Source organism: Pseudoroseicyclus tamaricis, assembly GCF_012070395.1.
In the GTDB taxonomy this organism is placed as follows: domain Bacteria; phylum Pseudomonadota; class Alphaproteobacteria; order Rhodobacterales; family Rhodobacteraceae; genus Pseudoroseicyclus_A; species Pseudoroseicyclus_A tamaricis.
Map to the genome: position 1 here is coordinate 377,875 of NZ_JAAFYS010000003.1, position 22,176 is coordinate 400,050.

General features: G+C 69.1%; 17 protein-coding genes and 1 pseudogene. 5 read left to right on the top strand and 13 right to left on the bottom strand.

The window, feature by feature from the left end; all coding sequences use genetic code 11:
• Positions 1 to 69 precede the first annotated feature (69 nt).
• The 5 genes from truA (at position 70) to GY170_RS13630 (ending at position 4,667) form a co-directional block, all read left to right on the top strand.
• Complete coding sequence (truA, locus tag GY170_RS13610; protein ID WP_163894547.1) at positions 70 to 837, top strand: tRNA pseudouridine(38-40) synthase TruA; 768 nt, start codon at positions 70 to 72, stop codon at positions 835 to 837.
• A gap of 191 nt (positions 838 to 1,028) precedes the next feature.
• Entirely contained in the window at positions 1,029 to 2,141 is a 1,113-nt protein-coding gene (locus tag GY170_RS13615; protein WP_163894549.1) for a DNA polymerase III subunit delta', read from the top strand.
• A gap of 23 nt (positions 2,142 to 2,164) precedes the next feature.
• Positions 2,165 to 2,938, top strand: a complete 774-nt coding sequence (locus GY170_RS13620) for a TatD family hydrolase (protein ID WP_163894551.1) — start codon at positions 2,165 to 2,167, stop codon at positions 2,936 to 2,938.
• Positions 2,938 to 3,741: an MBL fold metallo-hydrolase gene (locus tag GY170_RS13625; RefSeq protein WP_163895375.1), complete on the top strand. Its 804-nt coding sequence runs from the start codon at positions 2,938 to 2,940 to the stop codon at positions 3,739 to 3,741. The genes GY170_RS13620 and GY170_RS13625 overlap by 1 nt, the downstream gene beginning before the upstream one ends.
• Complete coding sequence (locus GY170_RS13630; RefSeq protein WP_163894553.1) at positions 3,738 to 4,667, top strand: AEC family transporter; 930 nt, start codon at positions 3,738 to 3,740, stop codon at positions 4,665 to 4,667. The genes GY170_RS13625 and GY170_RS13630 overlap by 4 nt, the downstream gene beginning before the upstream one ends.
• Positions 4,668 to 4,979: 312 nt before the next feature.
• Here GY170_RS13630 and GY170_RS13635 read toward each other — a convergent pair.
• The 13 genes and pseudogenes from GY170_RS13635 to GY170_RS13695 form a co-directional block, all read right to left on the bottom strand.
• A pseudogene (locus GY170_RS13635) lies at positions 4,980 to 5,825 on the bottom strand (ABC transporter permease); the annotation flags it as partial.
• A 67-nt stretch (positions 5,826 to 5,892) separates the two neighbouring features.
• Positions 5,893 to 7,503: an ABC transporter permease gene (locus tag GY170_RS13640; RefSeq protein ID WP_163894556.1), complete on the bottom strand. Its 1,611-nt coding sequence runs from the start codon at positions 7,501 to 7,503 to the stop codon at positions 5,893 to 5,895.
• A gap of 99 nt (positions 7,504 to 7,602) precedes the next feature.
• Positions 7,603 to 8,712 (bottom strand): extracellular solute-binding protein, encoded by a 1,110-nt coding sequence (locus tag GY170_RS13645; RefSeq protein WP_163894558.1) that lies wholly within the window; start codon positions 8,710 to 8,712, stop codon positions 7,603 to 7,605.
• Positions 8,713 to 8,801: 89 nt separating this feature from the next.
• Positions 8,802 to 9,899 (bottom strand): ABC transporter ATP-binding protein, encoded by a 1,098-nt coding sequence (locus GY170_RS13650; RefSeq protein WP_163894560.1) that lies wholly within the window; start codon positions 9,897 to 9,899, stop codon positions 8,802 to 8,804.
• A 188-nt stretch (positions 9,900 to 10,087) separates the two neighbouring features.
• Positions 10,088 to 11,584, bottom strand: coding sequence for a calcium-binding protein (locus tag GY170_RS13655; RefSeq protein WP_163894562.1), 1,497 nt, complete (start codon positions 11,582 to 11,584; stop codon positions 10,088 to 10,090).
• 156 nt (positions 11,585 to 11,740) lie between these two features.
• Complete coding sequence (locus GY170_RS13660) at positions 11,741 to 12,892, bottom strand: calcium-binding protein (RefSeq protein ID WP_163894563.1); 1,152 nt, start codon at positions 12,890 to 12,892, stop codon at positions 11,741 to 11,743.
• Between the two features lie 132 nt (positions 12,893 to 13,024).
• Entirely contained in the window at positions 13,025 to 13,411 is a 387-nt protein-coding gene (locus tag GY170_RS13665; protein ID WP_163894565.1) for a Na+/H+ antiporter subunit G, read from the bottom strand.
• 10 nt (positions 13,412 to 13,421) lie between these two features.
• Entirely contained in the window at positions 13,422 to 13,691 is a 270-nt protein-coding gene (locus GY170_RS13670; RefSeq protein ID WP_163894567.1) for a K+/H+ antiporter subunit F, read from the bottom strand.
• A complete protein-coding gene (locus tag GY170_RS13675; protein ID WP_163894569.1) occupies positions 13,688 to 14,179 on the bottom strand; it encodes a Na+/H+ antiporter subunit E in 492 nt (163 codons plus the stop codon). Before GY170_RS13675 ends, GY170_RS13670 begins: the two co-directional genes overlap by 4 nt.
• Complete coding sequence (locus GY170_RS13680; protein WP_235937848.1) at positions 14,176 to 15,843, bottom strand: monovalent cation/H+ antiporter subunit D; 1,668 nt, start codon at positions 15,841 to 15,843, stop codon at positions 14,176 to 14,178. The genes GY170_RS13675 and GY170_RS13680 overlap by 4 nt, the downstream gene beginning before the upstream one ends.
• Positions 15,840 to 16,262: a Na+/H+ antiporter subunit C gene (locus GY170_RS13685; protein ID WP_163894571.1), complete on the bottom strand. Its 423-nt coding sequence runs from the start codon at positions 16,260 to 16,262 to the stop codon at positions 15,840 to 15,842. Before GY170_RS13685 ends, GY170_RS13680 begins: the two co-directional genes overlap by 4 nt.
• A complete protein-coding gene (locus tag GY170_RS13690) occupies positions 16,263 to 19,160 on the bottom strand; it encodes a monovalent cation/H+ antiporter subunit A (RefSeq protein WP_163894573.1) in 2,898 nt (965 codons plus the stop codon). It lies immediately after the preceding gene.
• Positions 19,161 to 19,649: 489 nt separating this feature from the next.
• A complete protein-coding gene (locus GY170_RS13695; RefSeq protein WP_163894575.1) occupies positions 19,650 to 22,109 on the bottom strand; it encodes a heavy metal translocating P-type ATPase in 2,460 nt (819 codons plus the stop codon).
• Positions 22,110 to 22,176 lie beyond the last annotated feature (67 nt).

Genomic DNA, 22,176 nt, shown 5'->3' on the forward strand with positions numbered 1-22,176 from the left:
CAAGATAGGGGCGCCGTCCGGGGATGTGTAGGGATTGAATTCGCGCGGCCGGCGCGCGACAGACGCGCCATGCCCCGCTACGCCCTTCGCATCGAGTATCACGGCGCCCCCTTCGCCGGCTGGCAGCGCCAGTCGGACCAGGCGTCCGTGCAGGGTGCCATCGAGGCGGCGCTGGCGAAGCTGGAGCCGGGGGAGCACACCATCGCCGCCGCGGGGCGCACCGATGCGGGCGTCCATGCCCGCGCGCAGGTCGCCCATTGCGACATGGCCAAGGCGTGGGAGCCGTTCCGCCTGTCGGAGGCGCTCAATCACCACCTGCGGCCGGAGCCCGTGGCCATCACCGCCTGCGCGGCGGTGCCGGAGGACTTCCACGCCCGCTTCTCCGCGACATGGCGCAGCTACACCTACCGCATCCTCGTACGCCGCGCGCCGCCGGTGCTGGCGGGCGGGCAGGTCTGGCGCGTGCCGGGCCCGCTGGACGCCGCGGCCATGGCGGAGGGCGCCGCCCACCTCCTCGGGAAGCACGACTTCACCACCTTCCGCTCCGCCATGTGCCAGGCCGCGAGCCCCGTGAAGACGCTGGACCGCTGCGAGGTGGAGGAGGTGGCGACAGAGGCGGGAACGGAGATCCGCCTGCATCTCTCCGCCCGCTCCTTCCTGCACAACCAGGTCCGCTCCATCGCCGGCTCGCTCGAGCGGGTGGGCCGCGGCGCCTGGCCCCCCGCCCGCATCGCCGAGGCCCTCGCCGCCGCCGACCGCGCCGCCTGCGGCCCGGTGGCCCCGCCGGACGGCTTGATCATGACCGGCGTCGGCTACGACCCCGACCCCTTCGCCTGACCCCGCTCCACCCCTCTGCCTCCCGAGAGCGCCGGGCCCGCCTCCCCCCCTCTCGCCCTTTTCCAAATACCTCTCGGGGGGCGCGGGGGGCAGACAGCCCCCCGCTCCGCCGCCGGCCTCCCGCGCCCCGCCTTCCCCCGTCTCGCGTTTCCCCGTAGCCTCCCCCCGACCGCCCCCGACGAGAGCCGCCCATGCCCGATCCGTCCGAGCTTCCCGACCCGACGCAGGTGGAGGGCGCCGCCCATCCCCGCATGGCGGAGACGCTCCATGGCCATGCCGCCGCCGAGGCGGCGGTGGTGGAGGCCATCTCCTCCGGCCGGCTGCATTCCGGCTGGCTGATCACCGGGCCGGCGGGCATCGGCAAGGCGACCTTCGCCTATCGCATGGCGGCAACGCTGCTTTCCGGCGAGGACCCGGCCGGCGGGCTCTTCGGCGAAGCGCCGGCCCTCGGCCTGCCCGTCAGCCACCCCGACGCGCGGCTCATCCGCTCCTCCGCCCATCCGCGGCTCGCGCTCGTCCAGCGCCGGCCCAACGACAAGGGCGACCGGCTCTCGGCGGAGATCCGGGCCGCCGACGTGCGCCGGCTGAAGGATTTCTTCCACCTCTCCGCCACCGACGGCGGCCGGCGCGTCGTCATTGTCGATGCCGCCGACGAGATGAACGTCACCGCCGCCAACGCCGTCCTGAAGGAGCTGGAGGAGCCGCCGGCGCGCACGACGCTGCTGCTGATCTCGCACCAGCCGGCGCGCCTGCTGCCCACCATCCGCTCGCGCTGCCGCCTGCTGCGGCTGGAGCCGCTGGGGGCGGAGGACCTCTCCGCCGTGCTCGCCGAGCAGGGCATCCAGACCGACGCGCCCGAGGCGCTGGCGGTGCTCGCCGGCGGCTCGGCGGGGCGGGCCATCCGGCTCACCTCCGATGGCGGGCTGCAGCTTTACGCCGAGATCGTGCGCCTCTTCGAGGGGCTGCCCGGCTTCGACCGCGCCGCCGCCATCGCCTTCGCCGAGAAGGTCGGCGCGCGCGGGGCGGAGGGGCGGTTCGACCTCGCGCTCGGGCTCCTCGACCTCTTTCTCTCCCGCGCCGCCCGCGCCGGGCTGGTGGGCGAACCGGACAGCCAGGGCGCGCCGGGGGAGGCGCGCCTGCTCGCGCGGCTGTCCCCGCATGACCGCGCGGCGCGCAGCTGGGCAGAGCTGGGGCAGCACCTGAGCGCCCGCGCCCGGGCGGCGAAGGCGGTCAACCTTGACCCTCCCTCCCTGATCCTCGATATGCTTTTCAGGATCGAAGAGGCGGCCCGCCGGGCGGCCTGACCTGTCCCAAGCCCCGGATTTCCATGCTCGTCGATGCTCACTGCCACCTCGACTTCCCCGATTTCGAGGGGGAGGTCGCCGACATCCTCGCCCGGGCCCGCGAGGCCGGCGTGGGCAAGCTGGTCACCATCTGCACCCGCCTCAGGAACGAGCCGCAGGTGCGCGCCCTCGCCGAGGCGAACGAGGCCGTCTACTACGCCGCCGGCACCCACCCGATGAGCGCCGCCGAGGAGCCCATGACGAGCGTGGCGGAGCTGGTGGCGCTGGCCGCGCACCCCAAGTTCGTCGGCATCGGCGAGACGGGGCTCGATTACCACTACACCGCCGAGAGCGCCGAGGTGCAGCGCAGCTCGCTGCGAATCCATATCGAGGCGGCGCAGGAGACAGGCCTGCCGCTCATCATCCATTCGCGCGCCGCCGATGACGACATGGCCGCGATCCTCGAGGAGGGCTACGCCCGCGCCCCCTACCCCCTGATGATGCACTGCTTCTCCTCCGGACCCGAGCTGGCCGAGCGGGCGCTGGCCATCGGTGGCTACCTGTCGATGTCGGGCATCGCCGCCTTCCCCCGTTCGCAGGAGCTGCGGGACATCTTCGCCAAGGCGCCGGTGGAACGCATCCTCGTGGAGACGGATTCGCCCTACCTCGCCCCGCCGCCGCATCGCGGCCGGCGCAACGAGCCGGCCTATGTCGCCGAGACGGCGAAGGTGGGGGCGGAGGTCTTCGGCCTCTCCCCCGAGGATTTCGCGGCGCAGACGACCGAGAACTTCCACCGCCTCTTCGCGAAGGCCGCATGATGGCGCGGCTGACGGCGCGCATCCTCGGCTGCGGCTCCTCCGGCGGGGTGCCGCGGCTCGGCGGGCACTGGGGCGATTGCGACCCGGCGAACCCGAAGAACCACCGCACCCGCTGCTCACTCCTGCTGACGCGGCACGGCGAGGGCGGGGTGACGCGGGTGCTGATCGACACCTCGCCCGACATGCGCTCGCAGCTTCTCGCGGCCGACGTGGGTCGGCTCGACGCCGTCGTCTACACCCATCCCCATGCCGACCACGTGCACGGGATCGACGATCTGCGGCAGGTGGTCTTCAACACCCGCCGGCGCATGCAGGTCTGGGCCGACGGGCAGACGAGCGACATGCTGCTGACCCGCTTCGCCTATGTCTTCGCGACGCCCGAGGGCTCCTCCTACCCGCCGATCTGCGATCTGAACCTGATCGAGGGGCCTTTCGAGGTCTCCGGCGCCGGCGGGCCGCTGACCTTCGAGCCGCTTCGTGTCCAGCACGGGGACATCCCGGCGCTCGGCTTTCGCATCGGCGATCTGGCCTACCTGCCGGACGTCAACGCGATCCCGGAGGAGACGTGGCGGCGCCTCGCGGGGCTCGACTGCCTGATCCTCGACGCGCTGCGCCGTGACCCGCACCCCTCCCACGCCCATCTCGACCAAGCGCTGGAGTGGATCGGGCGGGCGAAGCCGGAGCGGGCGGTGCTGACGAACCTGCATGTCGATCTCGACTACGACACGCTCGCCGCCGAACTGCCCGCAGGGGTCTCACCGGCCCATGACGGCAGGGAACTGGAGCTGGATCTGGCGCGATGATGACGTCGCTGCCGGTCATCCTGCCGGTCTTCATCGTTCTGGGGTTCGGCTGGGTGGCGCGCTGGCGCGGCTTTCTGAACGACGATCACATCGACGGGCTGATGCGCTTCAGCCAGGGCTTCGCGATCCCGTGCCTTCTGTTCAACGCCATCTCCACCCTTGATCTCGGTGCCCACTTCCACCCGCCGCTGCTCATCTCCTTCTACGTCGGGGCGCTGACGGGCTTCGCCCTCGGCCTCCTCGGCGCGCGGCTGCTCTTCCGGCGCAGCTGGGAGGATGCGGTGGCGATCGGCTTCGTCTGCCTTTTCTCCAACTCGCTGCTGCTCGGCCTGCCGATCACCGAACGGGCCTACGGCGCCGATGCGCTGGAGGCGAACTTCGCCATCATCTCCATCCACGCGCCCTCGCTCTACGCCATCGGCATCACGGCGATGGAGCTGGCGCGGGCCCGGGGGGAGAGCCTCGCGCGGCTGCCGGCGAAGGTGGCGCGGGCGATGTTCCGCAACGCGCTGGTGGTCGGCATCCTCCTCGGGCTGACGGTGAACCTGACGGGGCTGACGCTGCCGGCCATCATCACCGACGCGCTGGACCTGATGGTCCGCGCGGCGCTGCCGGCGGCGCTGTTCGGGCTGGGCGGCATCCTCTTCCGCTACCGCCCGGAGGGGGACATGCGGGCGATCCTCTACGTCTCCGCCATCTCGCTGCTGGTGCACCCGGCGGTGACCTTCGGCCTCGGCCGCTGGTTCGGGCTGGACGTCGACGCCTTCCGCTCGGCGGTGGTGACGGCGGCGATGGCACCGGGCGTCAACGCCTACCTCTTCGCGAACATGTACGGCGCGGCGCGCCGCGTCGCCGCCTCGGCGGTGCTGGTGGCGACGGGGATCAGTATCCTGACGGTCTCCGGCTGGTTGCTGCTGCTGCCGTAGGGCGGGCGCCGGGCGGCGGCTGCAGAACGAGCCCTCGTAGGGTGGGTTTGTAACCCACCTTCCCCTCACCACGCTCACAGGCACAGGCACAGGCACAGGCACAGGACGGGCGTCTGCCCGTGGGATGGTGCTGCAACGGTGCTGCGGCGTGCTTTGTGCCGGCCCAGCCCCTCCCCGCCCTGAGCGAAACGCCAAGCTCAGCCAGAGCGCCAGCCCTGCGGGACGGGCAGGCGCTCGACCTGCGCCTTTGGCGCGTACCGGGCGGGGGAAGAGCTCGGCCGTGGCGCCAAGGCGGCGCCCAGCAGGCCGGCCTCAGCTCGGGCTCAGGCCGCGGAGGCGTTCGGAGCGGCGGCGGAGGATTTCCAGCGTTGCGAGGAGGACGATGGAGATGGTGATGAGCACCGTGGCCGCGGCGAGGATCGTCGGGCTGATCTGCTCGCGCAGGCCGGTGAACATCTGCCACGGCAGCGTCTTCTGGCTGGCGGAGCCGAGGAAGAGCACCACGACCACCTCGTCGAAGGAGGTGATGAAGGCGAAGAGCCCGCCGGAGATCACGCCGGGCAGGATCAGCGGCATCTGCACGCGGAAGAACGTCGTCACCGGGCTGGCGCCGAGGTTGGCGGCGGCGCGGGTCAGCGAGGAGTCGAAGCCCACCAGCGTCGCCGTCACCGTGATGATGACGAAGGGGATGCCCAGCGCCGCGTGCGCCAGCACCACCCCGAAGTAGGTGCCCTGCAGGCCGATGCGGGAATAGAAGAAGTACATGCCGGCGGCCGAGATGATCAGCGGCACGATCATCGGCGAGATCAGCATCGCCATGATCGCCCGGCGCCCGGGCACGTGAGGCTGGCTGAGGCCGATGGCCGCCAGCGTGCCGAGGCAGACCGACAGCAGCGTCGCCGCCGGCGCGATCTTGATGGAGTTCCAGAGCGGCCCCTGCCAGTTCGGGTTCGTGAAGAAATCCACGTAGTGGCGCAGCGAGTATCCCTCGGGATCGAGGCGCAGCATCTCCGGCGTGAAGGTGAAGAAGTTCTCCGCGTTGAACGACAGCGGCACGATCACCATGATCGGCGCGATCAGGAAGAAGAAGATCAGACCGCAGATCGTCCGGAAGCCGTAGTGCCAGATTCTCTGGCCGGTCGAGGCATAGGGGGGAAGCGCGCTCATACCTGTCCTCCGTCGCGGCCCCGGCGGGGCAGGTTGTTACAGATGTCCATCATCTCGCTCACCCCAGCTTCACGTTGTCGATGCCGACGAGCCGGTCGTAGACCCAGTAGAGCGCCAGCACGACGACCAGCAGGATGGTCCCGAGCGCCGCGGCGAGGCCCCAGTTCAGCGAGGTCGAGATGTGGTAGGCGATCCGGTTGGAGATGAAGACCCCCCTGGTGCCGCCCACGATCTCGGGCGTGATGTAGTAGCCGATCGACATGATGAAGACGAGGATCGAGCCCGCGCCGATGCCCGGCACCGAGAGCGGGAACCACACGCGCCAGAAGGCCGTCCAGTCCTTCGCCCCGAGGCTGCGCGCGGCGCGCATGTAGCTGGGCGGAATGGTCTTCATCACCGAATAGAGCGGCAGGATCATGAAGGGCAGCAGGATGTGCGTCATCGCGATGATCGTGCCGGTGGCGTTGTTGATCAGCGCCAGTCGGTTCGTGTCGGAGACGATGCCGATCCAGACGAGGATGTCGTTGATCACCCCCTCGTTCTGCAACAGCACCTTCCAGGCCGAGGTTCGCACCAGCAGGGACGTCCAGAAGGGCAGGAGCACGAGGATCATCAGCAGGTTCGCGTGCCTCGCCGGCAGCGTCGCCAGCAGGAAGGAGATCGGGTAAGCCAGCAGGATGCAGGAGAAGGTGATGACGAGGCTCATCCAGAGCGTGCGCACGAAGAGCGTCATGTAGACACGCTCGTTCTCGGGCCGCAGCTCCACCCCCTCGGGCGTCGTCTGCATGTCGGCGGCGTTGAGGAAGTAGCCGGAGGTGTAGCGGGAGGAGTAGGCGCGGATCGTCTCCCAGACCTCCGGGTCCGCCCAGTCCTCGTCCTCCTCGATGAAGAGCTCGCGGATCGAGACGCTCTCGAAGCCGGAGACATCCACCTGCGGGAAGGGCGCGGGCGGAGCGGCGCCGTTCGCCAGATCGCGGTAGAGCGAGGTGTAGACGATATCCTCGGGGTCTTCCTCGGCCGGGTTGTCCTCGTCGAGCTCCACCGCGATGCCGGCCCAGGCGTCGTAGGCGTCGGTCGTCAGCGGCAGGGCGGCGCGGATGTCGTCATCGGCCATCCAGTCGGCCCATGCGGCGGGATCCTCGAAGGCGGGATCGGCGGCCTCGAACTGGTCGGCGTAGATATCCGTGTCGAAGCGCCCCACGGCGCGGCCCGTGCCGCGGAAGAGCGAGGAGATACCGGACATCTCGTAGTTGAGGCGGCTGCCGAGGCGGGTGTGTTCCTTGTATTCCTCGGCGATGTAGAGATCGGTGTAGAACTGGGCGAAGGTGCTCTCGCTCGGCACCCCCTCCTCTTCCAGCGGGTCGTTCGCCAGCGCCACGACGGTGCGCGGCAGCGTATCGGCGACGATATCGTTCTGAACGGAGCGGAACAGCATGTCCGCGATGGGCAGCACGAAGCTGATGAAGATGAACACCAGAAGCGGTGCGATCAGTGCCAGCGCGCGGAGCTTCTCGCGGCGCAGGGCGCGGGCGAGGCTCGATTTCAGCGGCCGGCCATCGGCTGCCAGCATCGGGCCGTCCTGGTCCCGCTCGGTCACCTCGCCGCCGGGCAGGGCCGCGACGGGGGATTGGGGGCTCTCGGGCCGGCCGGAGGCTGTCTGATCGCTCATGGTGTCTCCCGTTGCCGCTTGGGCGGAAGGGGGGCGAGGTGCCGCCCCCCTTCGATCTTGCCTGTCACGCGGCGGCTTTGGAGGCCGCCGGCGCGCTCCTTACTGGGCCAGCCAGGCCTGGAAGCGGGCGTCGAGGTCGTCGCGGTAGTCAGCCCACCAGGTGTAGGCGTAGACGAAGGAGTTCGACGCGTTCTCCGGGTTGGTCGGCATGTGCGGCGCCATCTCGATGCCGAGATCGGCATGCGTGGTCACCAGCGGGGCCGAGGAGGCGCGCGCCGGGCCGTAGGAGATGTACTGGGCCTGATCGGCCAGACGCTGGGTGTCCGTCGCGAAGTACAGGAAGTCCTTCACGCGGGCGAGCGTGGCGTCGTCCAGCCCTTCCGGGATGATCCAGCCGTCGAGGTCATACATCTGGGCGTCCCAGAGCATGGCGACGGGCTGGTCCTGCTCTTCGATGAGCGAGAACAGGCGGCCGTTGTAGGTGGAGCCGATCACGACTTCGCCGTCGGCGAGAAGCTGCGGCGTGTCGGCGCCGGCCGTCCACCAGACGACATCGTCCTTGATGGTGTCGAGCTTGGCGAGGGCGCGATCGACGCCTTCGTCCGTCTCCAGCATGTCATAGACGTCTTCCATCGCGACGCCGTCGCAATAGAGGGCCCATTCCATGTTGCCGATCGGGCGCTGCTCGAGGCTGCGCTGGCCGGGGAACGTCTCGGTGTCGAAGATGTCGCAGATCTCGGTCGGCACTTCGCCGCCCCACTCTTCAACATCGGTGCGGTAGCCGAAGGTCGTCGAGTAGGCGATCTGCGGGATGAAGCAATCGCTCACCAGCATGTCGCCGAAATCGTCCTCGACGGAGGAGCCGTCATCGCCGGGGGCGAGCGTCTCTTCGAAGTCGACTTCCATCGCGAGGCCCTCGTCGCACAGACGCATGGCGTCGGCGGCGGTCACGTCGACCAGGTCCCAGGTGATGTTGCCGGCTTCGTCCATGGCACGCAGGTTGGCCACGGCCTCACCCGAGCGCTCGTCCCAGGTCACGTCGAGCTCGGGGTGCATCTCGAGATAGGGCTCGACATAGGCGCGCAGCTGGCTGTTCTGGTAGGCACCGCCCCAGCTGACGATGGTCATCTCGTCGGCCATTTCCTGGGCGACAGCGGTGGTGCCGAGGGCGGCGACCGCCGTGGCGGACATAAGAAGCTTGAGTTTCATATTGTTTGTTCTCCCTGTGTATTTCAGGTTCCGGCCTGATGGGCTGTGTGGGGGAGCCGCCGGGAGGCGCCCCCGCCCTTTCCTCACGCTCAGGAGTCGAGCGCGCGGCAATCTTCGGGCAACCAGCCGATCTCGATCCGCTCGCCGGGCTTGAGCCGCGGCTGATCGGGGGCGTTGCGGGTTTTCACGACGAAATCCTCGTGCCCGGCGACGCGAAGCCGAGTGCGGTAGATGTCGCCCATGTAGATGAATTCCAGCACTTCGGCCTTCAGCGTGAAAGCGCCGTCCTGCAGACGCTCCATGTTCATTTCCACCCGCTCGGGGCGGATGGAGACACGGGTGCGCTCGCCGACTTCGGAGACGTTCACGGGCTTGGCCACGATCAGCTCACCGGAATCGAGGCGGACCTTGCAGGTCTCGCCCGAGATCTCCTCGACCTTGCCGAGGAGCGTGTTGTTCTCGCCGATGAACTGGGCGACGAAGCTGTTGTCCGGCTCTTCGTAGAGCTTGTCGGGCGGCGCGAGCTGCTGGATGCGGCCGTCATCGAAGACGGCGACGCGATCCGACATCGTCAGCGCTTCCGTCTGGTCGTGCGTGACGTAGACGGTGGTGATGCCGAGGTTGTGGGCGAGGCGCGTGATCTCGAACTGCATGTGCTCGCGCAGCTGCTTGTCGAGCGCGCCGAGCGGCTCGTCCATCAGCACCAGCTCGGGCTCGAAGACCAGCGCGCGGGCCAGCGCGATGCGCTGCTGCTGACCGCCGGAGAGCTGCGCGGGTCGGCGATTGCCGAACTCGCCCATCTGCACCATGTCCAGTGCGCGCTTCACCTTCGCCTCGCGGTCGGACTTGGAGATCTTGCGCACCTCCAGCGGGAAGGAGAGGTTCTCCGCCACCGTCATGTGGGGGAAGAGCGCGTAGTTCTGGAAGACCATGCCGATGCCGCGCTTGTGCGGCGGGATGTTGTTGATCGACTGCCCGTCGAGCTTGATCTCGCCATGCGTCGCCGTCTCGAAGCCGGCGAGCATCATCAGGCAGGTGGTCTTGCCCGAGCCGGACGGCCCCAGCATGGTGAGGAACTCGCCCTTCGGCATCGACAGGTTGAGGTCTTTGACGACCAGTGTCTCGCCATCGTAGCTCTTCTGTACGCGTTCGAAGGCCACGAATGCGGCGTTGCCCGATCCGTCCAAAGCAATCTCCCCTGCTAGGTCATCGAAGGCCCGGACGGGTCACGCCCGAGCCCTGCCACTTTTTGCAGCTGTTGCCCTGAACATCCCAAAGCGCTTCGGATTGTGCAACCCTTCAGCCGGGGCCTTACGCCCCGTTCCTGCCCTTGAACGTCGATTTTCGCCCTTTTGATGCCTGCGTGAGCGGCGGATCAGACGAAAAAGAGCTGCTGCGTGGCCCAGTCGACGTCGGCATAGCCGACGAGGGTAAGCATGTTCCCGTCCCCGAAATCGAAGTGAACGGACCCGCCATCGGGGTCGAGGTAGGCCGTCATCGACTCCGCCGGGCGGTAGACGCGCACCACTTCCTCGCCCGGCTGCAGGCCCGCGATGGTCATGTCGCCCCCCTGGAAGTGGAACTGATCCACCCCGTCATTGCCCGCCACCCACGACCGGCCGTTCTGGGCGATGAACTTGTCCACGCCCCGCCCGCCGTAGATGTCGATGTCGCCGGCATTGCGGATCAGGAACGTGTCATCCCCGTCGCCGCCGCCGAGATGCGCGACGCCGCCCTCGCGGATGTCGAAGTAGTCGTCGCCGTTATTGCCGTAGACCTCCGACGTGCCGGGCACGCGCAGCAGGAAGGTGTCATCCCCGGCATTGCCCTGCACGGTGCTGTGCCCGCCGCCGTCGAGGAAGAAGGTATCATCGTCGGTGCCGCCGTAGATGTCGCCGGGGTCGTAGACGAAGACCTTGTCGTCCCCCACTCCCGCGAAGACCGCCTCGCCGTTGCGGATGATGTCGTTGCCGGCGTTGCCGAAGATGGAATCGTGGCCCGAGCCGCCATCCATGCTGTCGTCGCCGCCGATGCCCTTGAGGACGTCATGGCCCTGCCCGCCGACGAGGAAGTCGCCCCCCGGCCCGCCGGTCAGCACGTCGCTGCCGTCGTCGCCGTAGAGGTGATCGCGCCCGCCCTGCCCGATCAGGATATCGTCGCCGTTGCCGCCATAGATGAAATCGTCGCCATCGGCGCCGGCGAGGGAGTCGACGCCCACCGCGCCGAAAATCTTGTCATGCCCGGCGCCGCCGTTGATGTCGTCGCGGCCGGTGCCGCCATAGATCTCGTCGAGGCCGTCGCCGCCGCGGATGACGTTGTCGCCGCCATCATCGCGGATGAAGTCGTTGCCGCCCTCGCCGAAGATCGTGTCGTCCTCGGCGCCGCCGAAGGCCTGGAAGAAGTCGTGGCCGTTGCCGAGGTAGAAGACGTCGCTGCCGCCCTCGTCCCAGACGACATCGCCCTGGTCGCCAGAGTAGACGAGGTCATTCCCCGGGCCGGCGTGGATCGTGTCGCTGCCCGCGCCGCCGTAGTGGGTGTCGCGCTTGCCGTCATCCGTCTCGCCGGGGTTCGTGTACGCGATGTTGCCGATGATCAGATCGTCGCCGTCGCCGCCGTCGAAGATGTCCCGCCCGCCGCCGCCGTAGAGCGTGTCGTCGCCGAGGCCGGCATCGAGGAGGTCGTTGCCGGGGCCGCCGATCAGCGTGTCGTTCCCCGCGCCGCCGTGCAGAACGTCGTTGCCCCCGCCGCCGCCGAAGAGCGTATCGTTGCCGCCGAAGCCGTAGAGCGTGTCGCTGCCGGCGCTACCCGGCAGGCTGTCGTCGCCCTCGGTGGGCATGGTGGGGGCGATGGCGGCGGAGAATCTGGGGGGCATGTCGATGTCCTGCTCTTGAGCGGGCCGCCCTCGTCTGACGCGCGGCGCGGCCGGTCAGCCCCCGCCCTAATCCCCCCGCCGCGGCGCGGTCAACTCACGCTTGCGTCGCATTGCGCGCGCCGGGCCGCCGCTGGCAGATTTGCCACCGGGGCGGGCTTACAGGAACAGAAAGTCGATCTCCGCCACGTCGCTCATCTCGAGCCCGACCAGCGTGATGCGGTTGCCGAGGCCGAGCTGCAGCTCCACCCCTTCGGGCACGTCGCGGGCCATGGCGCGGACCTCCGCCGCGCTCTTCGAGCCGCCGCCCCAGGCGGAGCGGAAGATGGCGAGGACATCCTCGGAGGTGTTGAAATCCTCGATGCGGTCGACGCCGATGAGGAAGCCGAAGTAATCCGTCCCTGCCCCACCGACCATCGTGTCGTTGCCCGACTGGCCGAAGACGATGTCGATTCCGTCGCCGCCGTAGAGCGTGTCGTCGGAGGCGCCGCCCTCGATGGAATCGTTGCCGGCGTCGCCGTAGAGTTCGTCCCGGTCGCCGCCGCCGTAGAGGATGTCGCCGCCGCTGCCGCCGTACATCGTGTCGTCGTCCTGCGCGCCGAGCAGGGTGTCGTCGCCCCGGCCGCCGTAGACGAAATCGCGGCCCACGTCGCCGGTGAGGAAATCGAGGCCGTCCTCGCCGAAGATCTCGTCGGAGCCGTCGCCGCCGGAGATGGAATCGTTGGCGCCGCCGCCATAGAGCGTGTCGTCGCCGATGTGGCCGCGGATCTCGTCGTTGCCGGGGCCGCCATAGGCGAGATCGTCGCCGAGCAGGCTGGAGATGATGTCATCGCCGCCGGCGCCGATCAGCACGTCGCCGCCATCCTCGCCGACCAGCGTGTCGTCGCCCTCGCCGCCGTCGAGCGTGTCATCGCCGACCCCGCCGTTCAGCACGTCGTTGCCGTCGCCGCCGAAGAGGATGTCGAAGCCGTCGCCGCCGATCAGGTAGTCGAAGGCGTCGCGGCCGTAGAGCGTGTCGCTCTCGTCGCCGCCGACCAGCATGTCGGTGTTCGTGCCACCATCGAGGAAGTCGCCCCCGGCGCCGCCGAAGAGCATGTCCCTGCCCTCGCCGCCGCCGAGGGAATCATCCCCGAATCCGCCATAGAGGGCGTCATTGCCGCCCATGCCGGCGATCGTGTCGTTTCCGGCCAGACCTTCGTAGACGTCGTCCCCCGGCGTGCCGGTGAAGCTGTCACTACCGTTCGTCCCCGTCTCCTCCACGGCCGGCATGGGCAGGCCGGGCAGCCGTAGCCGCCATCCGAAGCTCGTCATGATCGTCCCTCGTTAACCATTTACCGTTCAACCCTGCGAGCCTCACGGGGGAGAATAGGGCGCCCGGCGCCGGCGCGTTACCCGCCGGATATGGGGAGGGACGTAGGGAAACGAGCTGCCCGGAGGGGCCGATCAGAGGTCGGCCGGGTCCTTCGGCGGGTCATGGTAGATGGCCCAGCCGTACTTGCCGGTCGTTGGCGGCAGGTCGCTCTCCTCCACGCGGTAGACGAGGTAGGCCTTGGCGATGAAGTTCGCCGTCAGCGGCGCGGTGAGGAAGAGGAAGACGGTGATCAGGAGCTCGTGGAACGAGATCTGCTCGCCGGACATGCCGAAGTGGATCATCGAGGCGATGAGCACGCCGCCGATGCCCAGCGTCGTCGCCTTCGTCGGCGCGTGCAGGCGCTGCATGCAGTCGCGCAGCCGCACCAGCCCGAAGGAGCCGACGAGCGCGAAGAGCCCGCCGATCACGAGGAAGGCGGAGACGAGTATCTCGCCGATCAGCTCGATGTCCCAGTCCATCACGCGCTCCTCATTCGATGATGTCGCCGCGCAGGATGAAGCGGCAATAGGCGACGGTGGAGACGAAGCCGACCATGGCGATCAGCATCGCGGCCTCGAAATAGACCTGCCGGTCGATGGAGATGCCGTAGACGACGAGCAGGCCGATGGCGTTGATGACCATCGTGTCGAGCGCGAGGATGCGGTCGGCCGAATGGGGGCCGCGCACGACGCGCCAGAGCGTGAAGACAAGGCCGATCCCGAAGGCGGCGAAGGCGAACCAGAGGGCGTATTCGATCACTGAAAAAGCTCCTTCAGGCGGCGCTCGTAGCGGTGCTTGATCTCGTCGCGCACCGCCTCGGGGTCATCCGTATGGAGGCAGTGGACGAGCAGGCACCCCGCATCGGCGGAGAGCATGGCGGTGACGGTGCCGGGGGTGAGCGTGATGGTGCCGGCGAGGACGGTGATCGCCTCCGGCGACGTCAGGTCCAGCGGGACGGTGACCCATTGCGAGTTGATCTTGTCCTGCGGCTTGAAGAGCACGATCAGCGCCACCTGCACGTTGGCGACGATGATGTCCCAAAGGACGACGGCCACGTATTCGAAGCCGAGGAGCGGCTTCTTCAGACGGGCCCGGTTGGGCCAGTACGGCTCCGTCACCGCGGGGACGATGAAGGAGAGCAGGACGCCCAGCAGCAGGTTGCCGGTGGTGATCTTGTTGACCAGAAGCAGCCAGATCAGCACCAGCATCAGGCTGAGCAGCGGATGGGGGAAGAGGCGCTTGATCACTGGCCGACCTCCTCGATCACGCCGGTGGTGAGGCCATCCTCATCCTCCACCGTCACGTCCTCCTGTGCCGCAGCCTCCTCCGCCTCCAGCGCGATGCCGGCGTCGACGGGGCGGTCGCCATCCTCGGGCGGGGTCAGCACGGCGGCGATGTAGCCCTCGCGATCATAGAGCTGCGCGACGGCGACGCCCAGATAGCGCGTCACCGGGCCGGCGAGCGCGGAGAGGAGCGCCATCATCAGGATGCAGACGGCCGCCGGCGCGAGCGCCAGAGCGGTGGCGGGGCGCGGGGCGTCCTCCGGCTCGGGGGCGTCCTCCTCCGGCTCCGTCACCGGCTCGGCGGTGGACTTCCAGAACAGCATCGAGCCGGCACGCGCGAAGCCGACGATCGTCACCAGCGAGCCGCCGAGGATGACGACCCAGGCGATCTCGGCGTGCTCCCACGGGATCAGCGCCTTGAGCACCACCAGCTTGCCGAGGAAGCCCGAGAGCGGCGGCATCCCCGCCATGCCGATGGCGGCGGCGAAGAAGAGCGCCGCGAAGATGCCGTTCTGCACCGTCGGCGGGGAGGCGTGCAGCAGGTCCGCCGAGGGGCGGCGCGCGAGGATGTGGCAGGCGACGAGGAAGAGCGCCGCCGTCGCGAAGGTGGAATGGAGGAGGTAGTAGAGCGCCGCCAGCGTCGCATCGGGCGTGAAGGCGCTGATGGCGAGCATCAGCGTGCCCATCGAGAAGATGACGGAGAAGGAGATCATCGACATCAGCCGCCGCGCCCCCAGCACCCCGAAGGCGCCGATGACGGTGGTGATCGTGGCGCCGGCGAAGAGCCATTTCTCCGGCAGCGTGCCGGTGGCGGCGACATCCGGGCCGAAGACGATGATGTAGAAGCGCAGGATGGCGTAGGCGCCGACCTTCGTCATCACCGCGAAGAGCGCGGCGACGGGCGCCGGGGCGTTGGAATAGGTGGTCGGCAGCCAGAACTGCACGGGGAAGACCGCCGCCTTGATGGCGAAGACGATGAGCAGCAGCATGGCCGCGACGCGCACCAGCGCCGCATCCTCCGGCGCGATCTCGCGCACCTTCACCGCGAGGTCGGCGATGTTGAGCGTCCCCGTGGCGGCGTAGAGCGTGCCGAGCGCGAAGAGGAAGAGCGTCGAGCCGGCGAGGTTCATCACCACGTATTGCAGGCCCGCCTGCAGCCGCACCCGGCCGCCGCCGTGGATCATCAGCCCGTAGGAAGCGATGAGCAGGATCTCGAAGAAGACGAAGAGGTTGAAGGCGTCGCCCGTCAGGAAGGCCCCGCAGATGCCCATCAGCTGGAACTGGAAGAGCGCGTGGAAGTGCCGGCCGCGGTTGTCCCACCCCGTCGCGACGGCGTGGATCAGCACGATCAGCCCCAGCACCGAGGTCAGCAGCACCATGGCGGCGGAGAGGTGATCGAGCACCAGCGTGATGCCGAAGGGCGCCGGCCAGTCGCCGAGGCGGTAGACCTGCTCCCCTGAGCCGGCGGCGAGGTTGAGCAGCCCCACGGCGATGGCCACCAGCCCCCCGGCCCCGGCCAGCGAGGCGGAGCGGGCGAGCACGATGTCATGCCGCATCACCCATGCGAGCAGGGGCGCGAGGATCGCCGGCAGCACGACCGGCGCGATGATCCAGTGGGTTTCGATCACGGGTTGAACCTCACCGGCGCGTCATCCTCCAGCGGGTTGGGGGAGTGGCTGTTGCGCCCCTCCGGCCCGTCCGTCTCCCCCTCCGGGAGGGCGGCGCCCATGTTGATGTGGTCATCCCCGACGTCGAGATAGGCGCCGAGCGCGATCATCACGAGGACCGCCGTCATCCCGAAGGAGATGACGATGGCCGTCAGCACCAGCGCCTGCGGCAGGGGATCCGTATAGGGCCCGCCCTCGCCATGGTCGCCGAGGATCGGCGCGGCGTCCACCGCCAAGCCGCCGGTGGAGAAGAGGAAGACGTTGACGGCGTAGGAGAGCATCGCGATCCCGAGGATCACGGGGAAGGCCCGCAGCCTCAGGATGAGATAGACGCCGCCCGCCGTCAGCACGCCCACCGAACTCGCAACCACGATTTCCATTTACAGCTCCTCCCCCTCGGTGGGCACGCCGCGCTCCTGCGGGGCCCGCTCGGTCTGCACCGACTTCTGCGAGGGGTCGTAATCCATCGGCTCGAGGTTCACCGTCTCACCGGCATACCGGGCCATGCGGGAGAGCGAGTAGAGCATCAGCATGACGGCGCCGAGCACGGCGAGGAAGACGCCGACGTCGAAGGCCATGGCGGTCGCCCACTCGAACTCCTCGATCCACGGCCAGTCGATGTAGCCATAGGCGGAGGTCAGGAACGGCCGCCCGAAGATCCACGCCGCGGCGCCGGTGAGGCCGGCGATGATGACGCCCCAGCCAATCAGGGAGTGATACTCCCAGCGCTGGCGATCCATCGTCCAGGCGAAGCCGGAGGCCATGTACTGCATGAGCAGTGCGATGGAGAAGACGAGCCCCGCCACGAAGCCGCCGCCGGGATTGTTGTGCCCGCGCAGCAGGATGTAGACGCCGACGAGCAGCGCGATGGGCAGCATGACCCGGGTGCCGACGACCATCATCAGCGGGTGGCGGTCGCGCGAGCGGTCCTCCGAGAAGGCCCAGTTGCGCAGTCGCCGGCCGGCACGGCCCCGCAGCAGAACTTCCATCAGCGCGAAGATGATGACGCCGGCGATGCCGAGCACGATGATCTCGCCGAAGGTGTCATAGCCCCGGAAGTCGACGAGGATGACGTTGACGACGTTGTGCCCGCCGCCGCCCGAATAGGCGTTCTCCAGGAAGTAGTCGGAGATCGACGGCACGTCGCGACGCATGAAGGCATAGGCCAGCGCGCCGACGCCGACACCGGCGCTCACCCCGATCACCCCGTCGCGGATGCGCAGCGCGACGGAGCTGTCGGCCGGCGTCGTCTTCGGCAGGTAATGCAGGGCGAGGAGCAGAAGCAGGATCGTCACCGTCTCCACCGTGATCTGCGTCAGCGCGAGGTCGGGGGCGGAGAGGTAGACGAAGCCGATGGAGACCATCAGCCCGCAAATGGAGATGACGACCAGCGCGAGGAACCGCCGGCGATGCAGCAGGATGACGGAGAGCGTCGCCGCCACCATGAGCAGCCAGCCCGCCGCCGCGACGGGCGGGATGGGCAGCAGCGGGCGCGACACCTCCGGCAGGCCCCGCCCGAAGAAGGCGATGAGGCCCGAGGCCACCGTTGTCACCACGAAGACGGCCAGCGCGCGGGAGATGGCGCCGCTGTGCAGCCCCTCGGCGATCACCCGCGTGCCCCGCACGCTCGCCGCCATCGCCCCGTCGAAGAGGCGCTTCGCCTCCGGCCGCGGCGTGGCGAGCCACGCCCGGTCGAGCGGGGCATGGAGGGCGAGCAGGATCAGGCCGCCGAAGATGGCGATGCCCGACATGATGAGCGCCGGGGTGATCCCGTGCCAGAGCGCGAAATGCGTGTGGATCTCGGTGCCGGTGACGGCCGAGGCGGCCATGTCGACGATGGGCCCGGCGATCGCCGCCGGGAAGAGGCCGACGGCGACGACGATCACGCAGAGGAGCGCCGGCGGCAGCCACATCCCGAAGGGCGGGTCATGAGGGTGGTCGATGCTCTCGTCCCGCGGCTTGCCGAGGAAGGTGTGCACGATGAAGCGGAAGGAATAGGCGACGGAGAGCAATGCCCCGAAGGTCGCCAGCACCGGCACGATCCACGGCGATTCCCACCACGAGGTGTGCGAGGCCTCCTCCAGCATCAGCTCCTTGGAGAGGAAGCCGTTGAAGAGAGGGATGCCGGCCATCGACAGCGCCGCGATGATGCCGATGGCGGCCGTGATCGGCATCAGGGTCAGCAGACCGCCGAGGCGCTTGATGTCGCGCGTGTGGGTCGAGTGATCGACGATGCCGGCGGTCATGAAGAGCGCCGCCTTGAACGTCAGGTGGTTGAGTACGTGGAAGACCGCCGCGACGGCGGCCGCCTCCGTCCCGAAGCCGAGGAGCATCGTCAGCAGGCCGAGATGCGAGACGGTGGAGAAGGCGAGCAGCGCCTTCAGGTCGTCCTTGAAGAGGGCGATCAGGGCGCCGAGCACCATGGTGATCAACCCGGTGGTGGCGACGATGTAGAACCACGGATCCGTCCCCGCGAGTACCGGCCACAGCCGCGCCATCAGGAAGATGCCGGCCTTCACCATGGTCGCCGAGTGCAGGTAGGCGGAGACGGGCGTCGGCGCCGCCATCGCGTGCGGCAGCCAGAAGTGGAAGGGGAACTGCGCCGATTTCGTGAAGGCGCCGAGGAGGATGAGGATCAGCGCCGGCAGGTAGAGCGGGCTCGCCTTGATCGCCTCGCCCGCCTGCAGGATATCCGTCAGCTCGTAGCTGCCGGCGATGTCGCCGAGGATGAGCATCCCCCCGATCATCGCCAGCCCGCCGCCGCCCGTGACCGTCAGCGCCATGCGCGCGCCCTGCCGCCCTTCGGGCAGGTGGCGCCAGTAGCCGATGAGCAGAAAGGAGGCGAGCGACGTCAGCTCCCAGAAGACCAGCAACATCAGGATGTTGTTGGAGAGCACGATGCCCAGCATCGCCCCCTGGAAGAGCAGCAGATAGGTGAAGAACACCCCCGCCGGGTCCTCGTTCGAGAGGTAGAAGCGGGCATAGAGCGTGATCAGCAGGCCGACGCCGAGGATCATCACCGCGAACATCAGCCCCAGCCCGTCGAGCATGAAGCTGGCGGACAGGCCGAGCGGCGGGAACCACGAGAAGCTCTTCTGCAGCACCTGCCCGTCCATCACCCCCGGCGCCAGCGTGAGCAGCATCAAAAGGGCGAGGAATGTCGGGATGGCGGTGAAGGTGGCGGCAGCATTGCGCCCGGCGCGGATCATCACCCCGGGGACGAGCGCCCCCAGAAACGGCAGAAGTGCAATGATCGGAAGGAGGCCCGCGCCACCCATAGTCACACCCCGGTCGAATCGCTCCGGAACGTTCTAACGGGGTTGAAGAAGGGTGAAAACGCAAACCGGCCCGGATGCGACTTCCGATGACGCGAGCGGGAGCAGCAGCCGGGCGGCGGAGGGGGAGCGGCGCCCCCCCCGTGCCTCCGCGAGGGATCAGGCGCCCGGGGGCGCGCGAGTTGGACCGATGTCACGGAGAGCTACGAGCAGGGTGTGAAAAGAGCCCCTCTTCAACCCCACGCCGCCGCTCCATCCCCAAGCGCGGAATCAAGGCCGTCAGGCCGCCGCGCGAGCGCCGGCCCGTCCCGGCGGGCTGGCGCTCCGGCTGGGCTTGGTGCCTAGCGGGTGGCTGGGAGGGGTTTGGCTTGCATAAAGCGCATCTGCGGCACCGTTGCGGCGCAACCCCACGGGCCGGCGTGCGAGGGTGGCGCCAGCTTCGGGCCCCAGAGCTGCGTCGTCTGCTCCAGAAAGCAGTCTCGCAGGCGCCCCTTATAGCCGCGACCGCCGCAGCCGGAGCGCGTTGCCGATCACCGACACCGACGAGAGGCTCATTGCCGCGGCCGCCACGATGGGGGAGAGCAGCAGCCCGAAGACGGGGTAGAGCACGCCCGCCGCCAGCGGCACGCCGAAGCTGTTGTAGAGGAAGGCGAAGACGAGGTTCTGGCGGATGTTGCGCATCGTCCCCTCCGCCAGCCGCCGGGCGCGGAGGATGCCGGAGAGGTCGCCCTTCACCAGCGTGAACCCGGCGCTCTCCACCGCGACGTCCGCGCCGGTGCCCATCGCGATGCCGACATCCGCCGCCGCCAGCGCCGGCGCGTCGTTCACGCCGTCGCCGGCCATGGCGACGGACAGGCCCTCGCCCTGCAGCCGCTCCACCAGCGCCTGCTTGTCTTCCGGGGTCACCTCGGCCTCCACCTCGTCGATGCCGGTCTGGCGGGCCACCGCCTCGGCCGTCGCGCGGGCATCGCCCGTGGCCATGACGATGCGCAGGCCCAAGCCCTGCAGCTCGCGGATCGCCTCCGCCGCGCCGTCCTTCACCCGGTCCGCGACCGCGATCAGGCCCAGCGCGCGCCCCCCTTCGGCCAGCACCATCGCCGTCTTGCCCTCGGCCTGCAGCGCCGAGATGCGTCCCTGCAGCGAGCGGGTGTCGACGCCGAGAACGGCCATCAAAGCCGCGTTGCCCAGCGCCACGTCGCGCCCGCCGACGCGGCCCGTGACGCCGTGGCCGGTGACGGCCTCGAAATGCTCCACCTCCTGCAGGCCGAGGCCGCGCGCCTCGGCGCCGGCGACGATGGCCTCGGCCAGCGGATGCTCCGATCCGCGCTCCAGCGCCGCGGCGAGGGCCAGCACCTCCGCCTCGGCGCCCGCCAGCGCCACCACGTCGGTCAGGGCCGGCTTGCCCTCCGTCAGCGTGCCGGTCTTGTCGATGACCAGCGCGTCCACCTTCGAGAAGCGCTCCAGCGCCTCGGCATCGCGGATCAGCACGCCCGCCTGCGCGCCGCGGCCGGTAGCAACCATGATCGACATCGGCGTCGCCAGCCCCAGCGCGCAGGGGCAGGCGATGATCAGCACGCTCACCGCCGCCACGAAAGCGTAGGAGAGCGCCGGCGCCGGGCCGAGGAGAGCCCAGGCGATGAAGGCCAGCACGGCGATGCCCACCACCGTCGGCACGAAGTACCCGGCCACCCGGTCGGCCAGCGCCTGGATGGGGGCGCGGCTGCGCTGCGCCTTCGCTACCATCTCGACGATCCGCGAGAGCGTCGTCTCCGACCCCACCGCCTCGGCGCGCATCAGGAAGCTGCCCTGCTTGTTGAGCGTGCCGCCCGTGACGGCATCGCCCTCCGCCTTCTCCACCGGGATCGGCTCGCCCGTCAGCATGCTCTCGTCCACCGCGCTGCGCCCCTCGGTGAGCGTGCCGTCCACCGGCACCGCCTCGCCCGGGCGGACGCGGAGGATGTCTCCGGTCTTCACCTCGTCCAGCGAGACGTCGGCCTCCTGACCATCCCGCACCCGGCGGGCGGTCTTGGGGGCGAGGGTCATCAGCGCGCGGATGGCATCGCCCGTCCGCTCCCGCGCCGAGAGCTCCATGATCTGGCCGACGAGCACGAGGACGAGGATCACTGCCGCCGCCTCGAAATAGACGGGCACCATGCCCATTGCATCCCGCATCGCCGGCGGGAAGAGGCCCGGAAAGAGGAGAGCGACGACGGAGAAGATCCACGCCGCTCCGGTGCCGATGGCGATCAGCGTCCACATGTTGGGGCTGCGGTTCACGATGGAGGACCAGCCGCGCCGGAAGAATGTCCGGCAGAGCCAGAGCACCGGCGTCGCCAGTGCGAACTGCACCCAGCCGAAGGCGCGGTGGCCGATCCAGTCGGCAAAGGGCAGGCCCACGTGGCTGCCCATCTCCAGCAAGAAGACCGCCGCCGCGAGGGGCCCGGCGATCCAGAGTCGGCGGCGGAAGTCCACGAGCTCGGGGTTCGGCCCGGCATCGGCGGAGGGCATCATCGGCTCCAGCGCCATGCCGCAGATGGGGCAGTCGCCGGGATGGTCCTGCACGATCTCAGGGTCCATGGGGCAGGTGTAAAGAGCACCTTCGGGCGCGGGCTCGGGCTCCGGCCGGTCGCCAAGGAAGGTCTCCGGCTCCGCCTCGAACCGCTCCTGGCAGCGGGCGGAGCAGAAGTAGTGCCGCTGGCCCTCGTGCTTTGCCATGTACTTCGCGCTCGCGCGGTCGACGGACATGCCGCAGACCGGGTCCTCCGCCGTGCAATAGGCCTCCGGGTCGGAGACGAACTTGTCGCGGCAGCCGGCGCAGCAGAAGTGGTAGACGCGCCCCTCGACCTCGGCGCTCGGCTTGCCGGCATCCGGGTCGACGGTCATGCCGCAGACGGGGTCACGGATGACGTCACCGGATGTCTGGGCGGCGGGGGCGGTGCTGTCGGGGCGCATGGCGTGCCTTCTGGTAAATTCGGCCTCGACGGGCCAGATAGGGGTTCCAGTTACTGGAAGGTCAAGA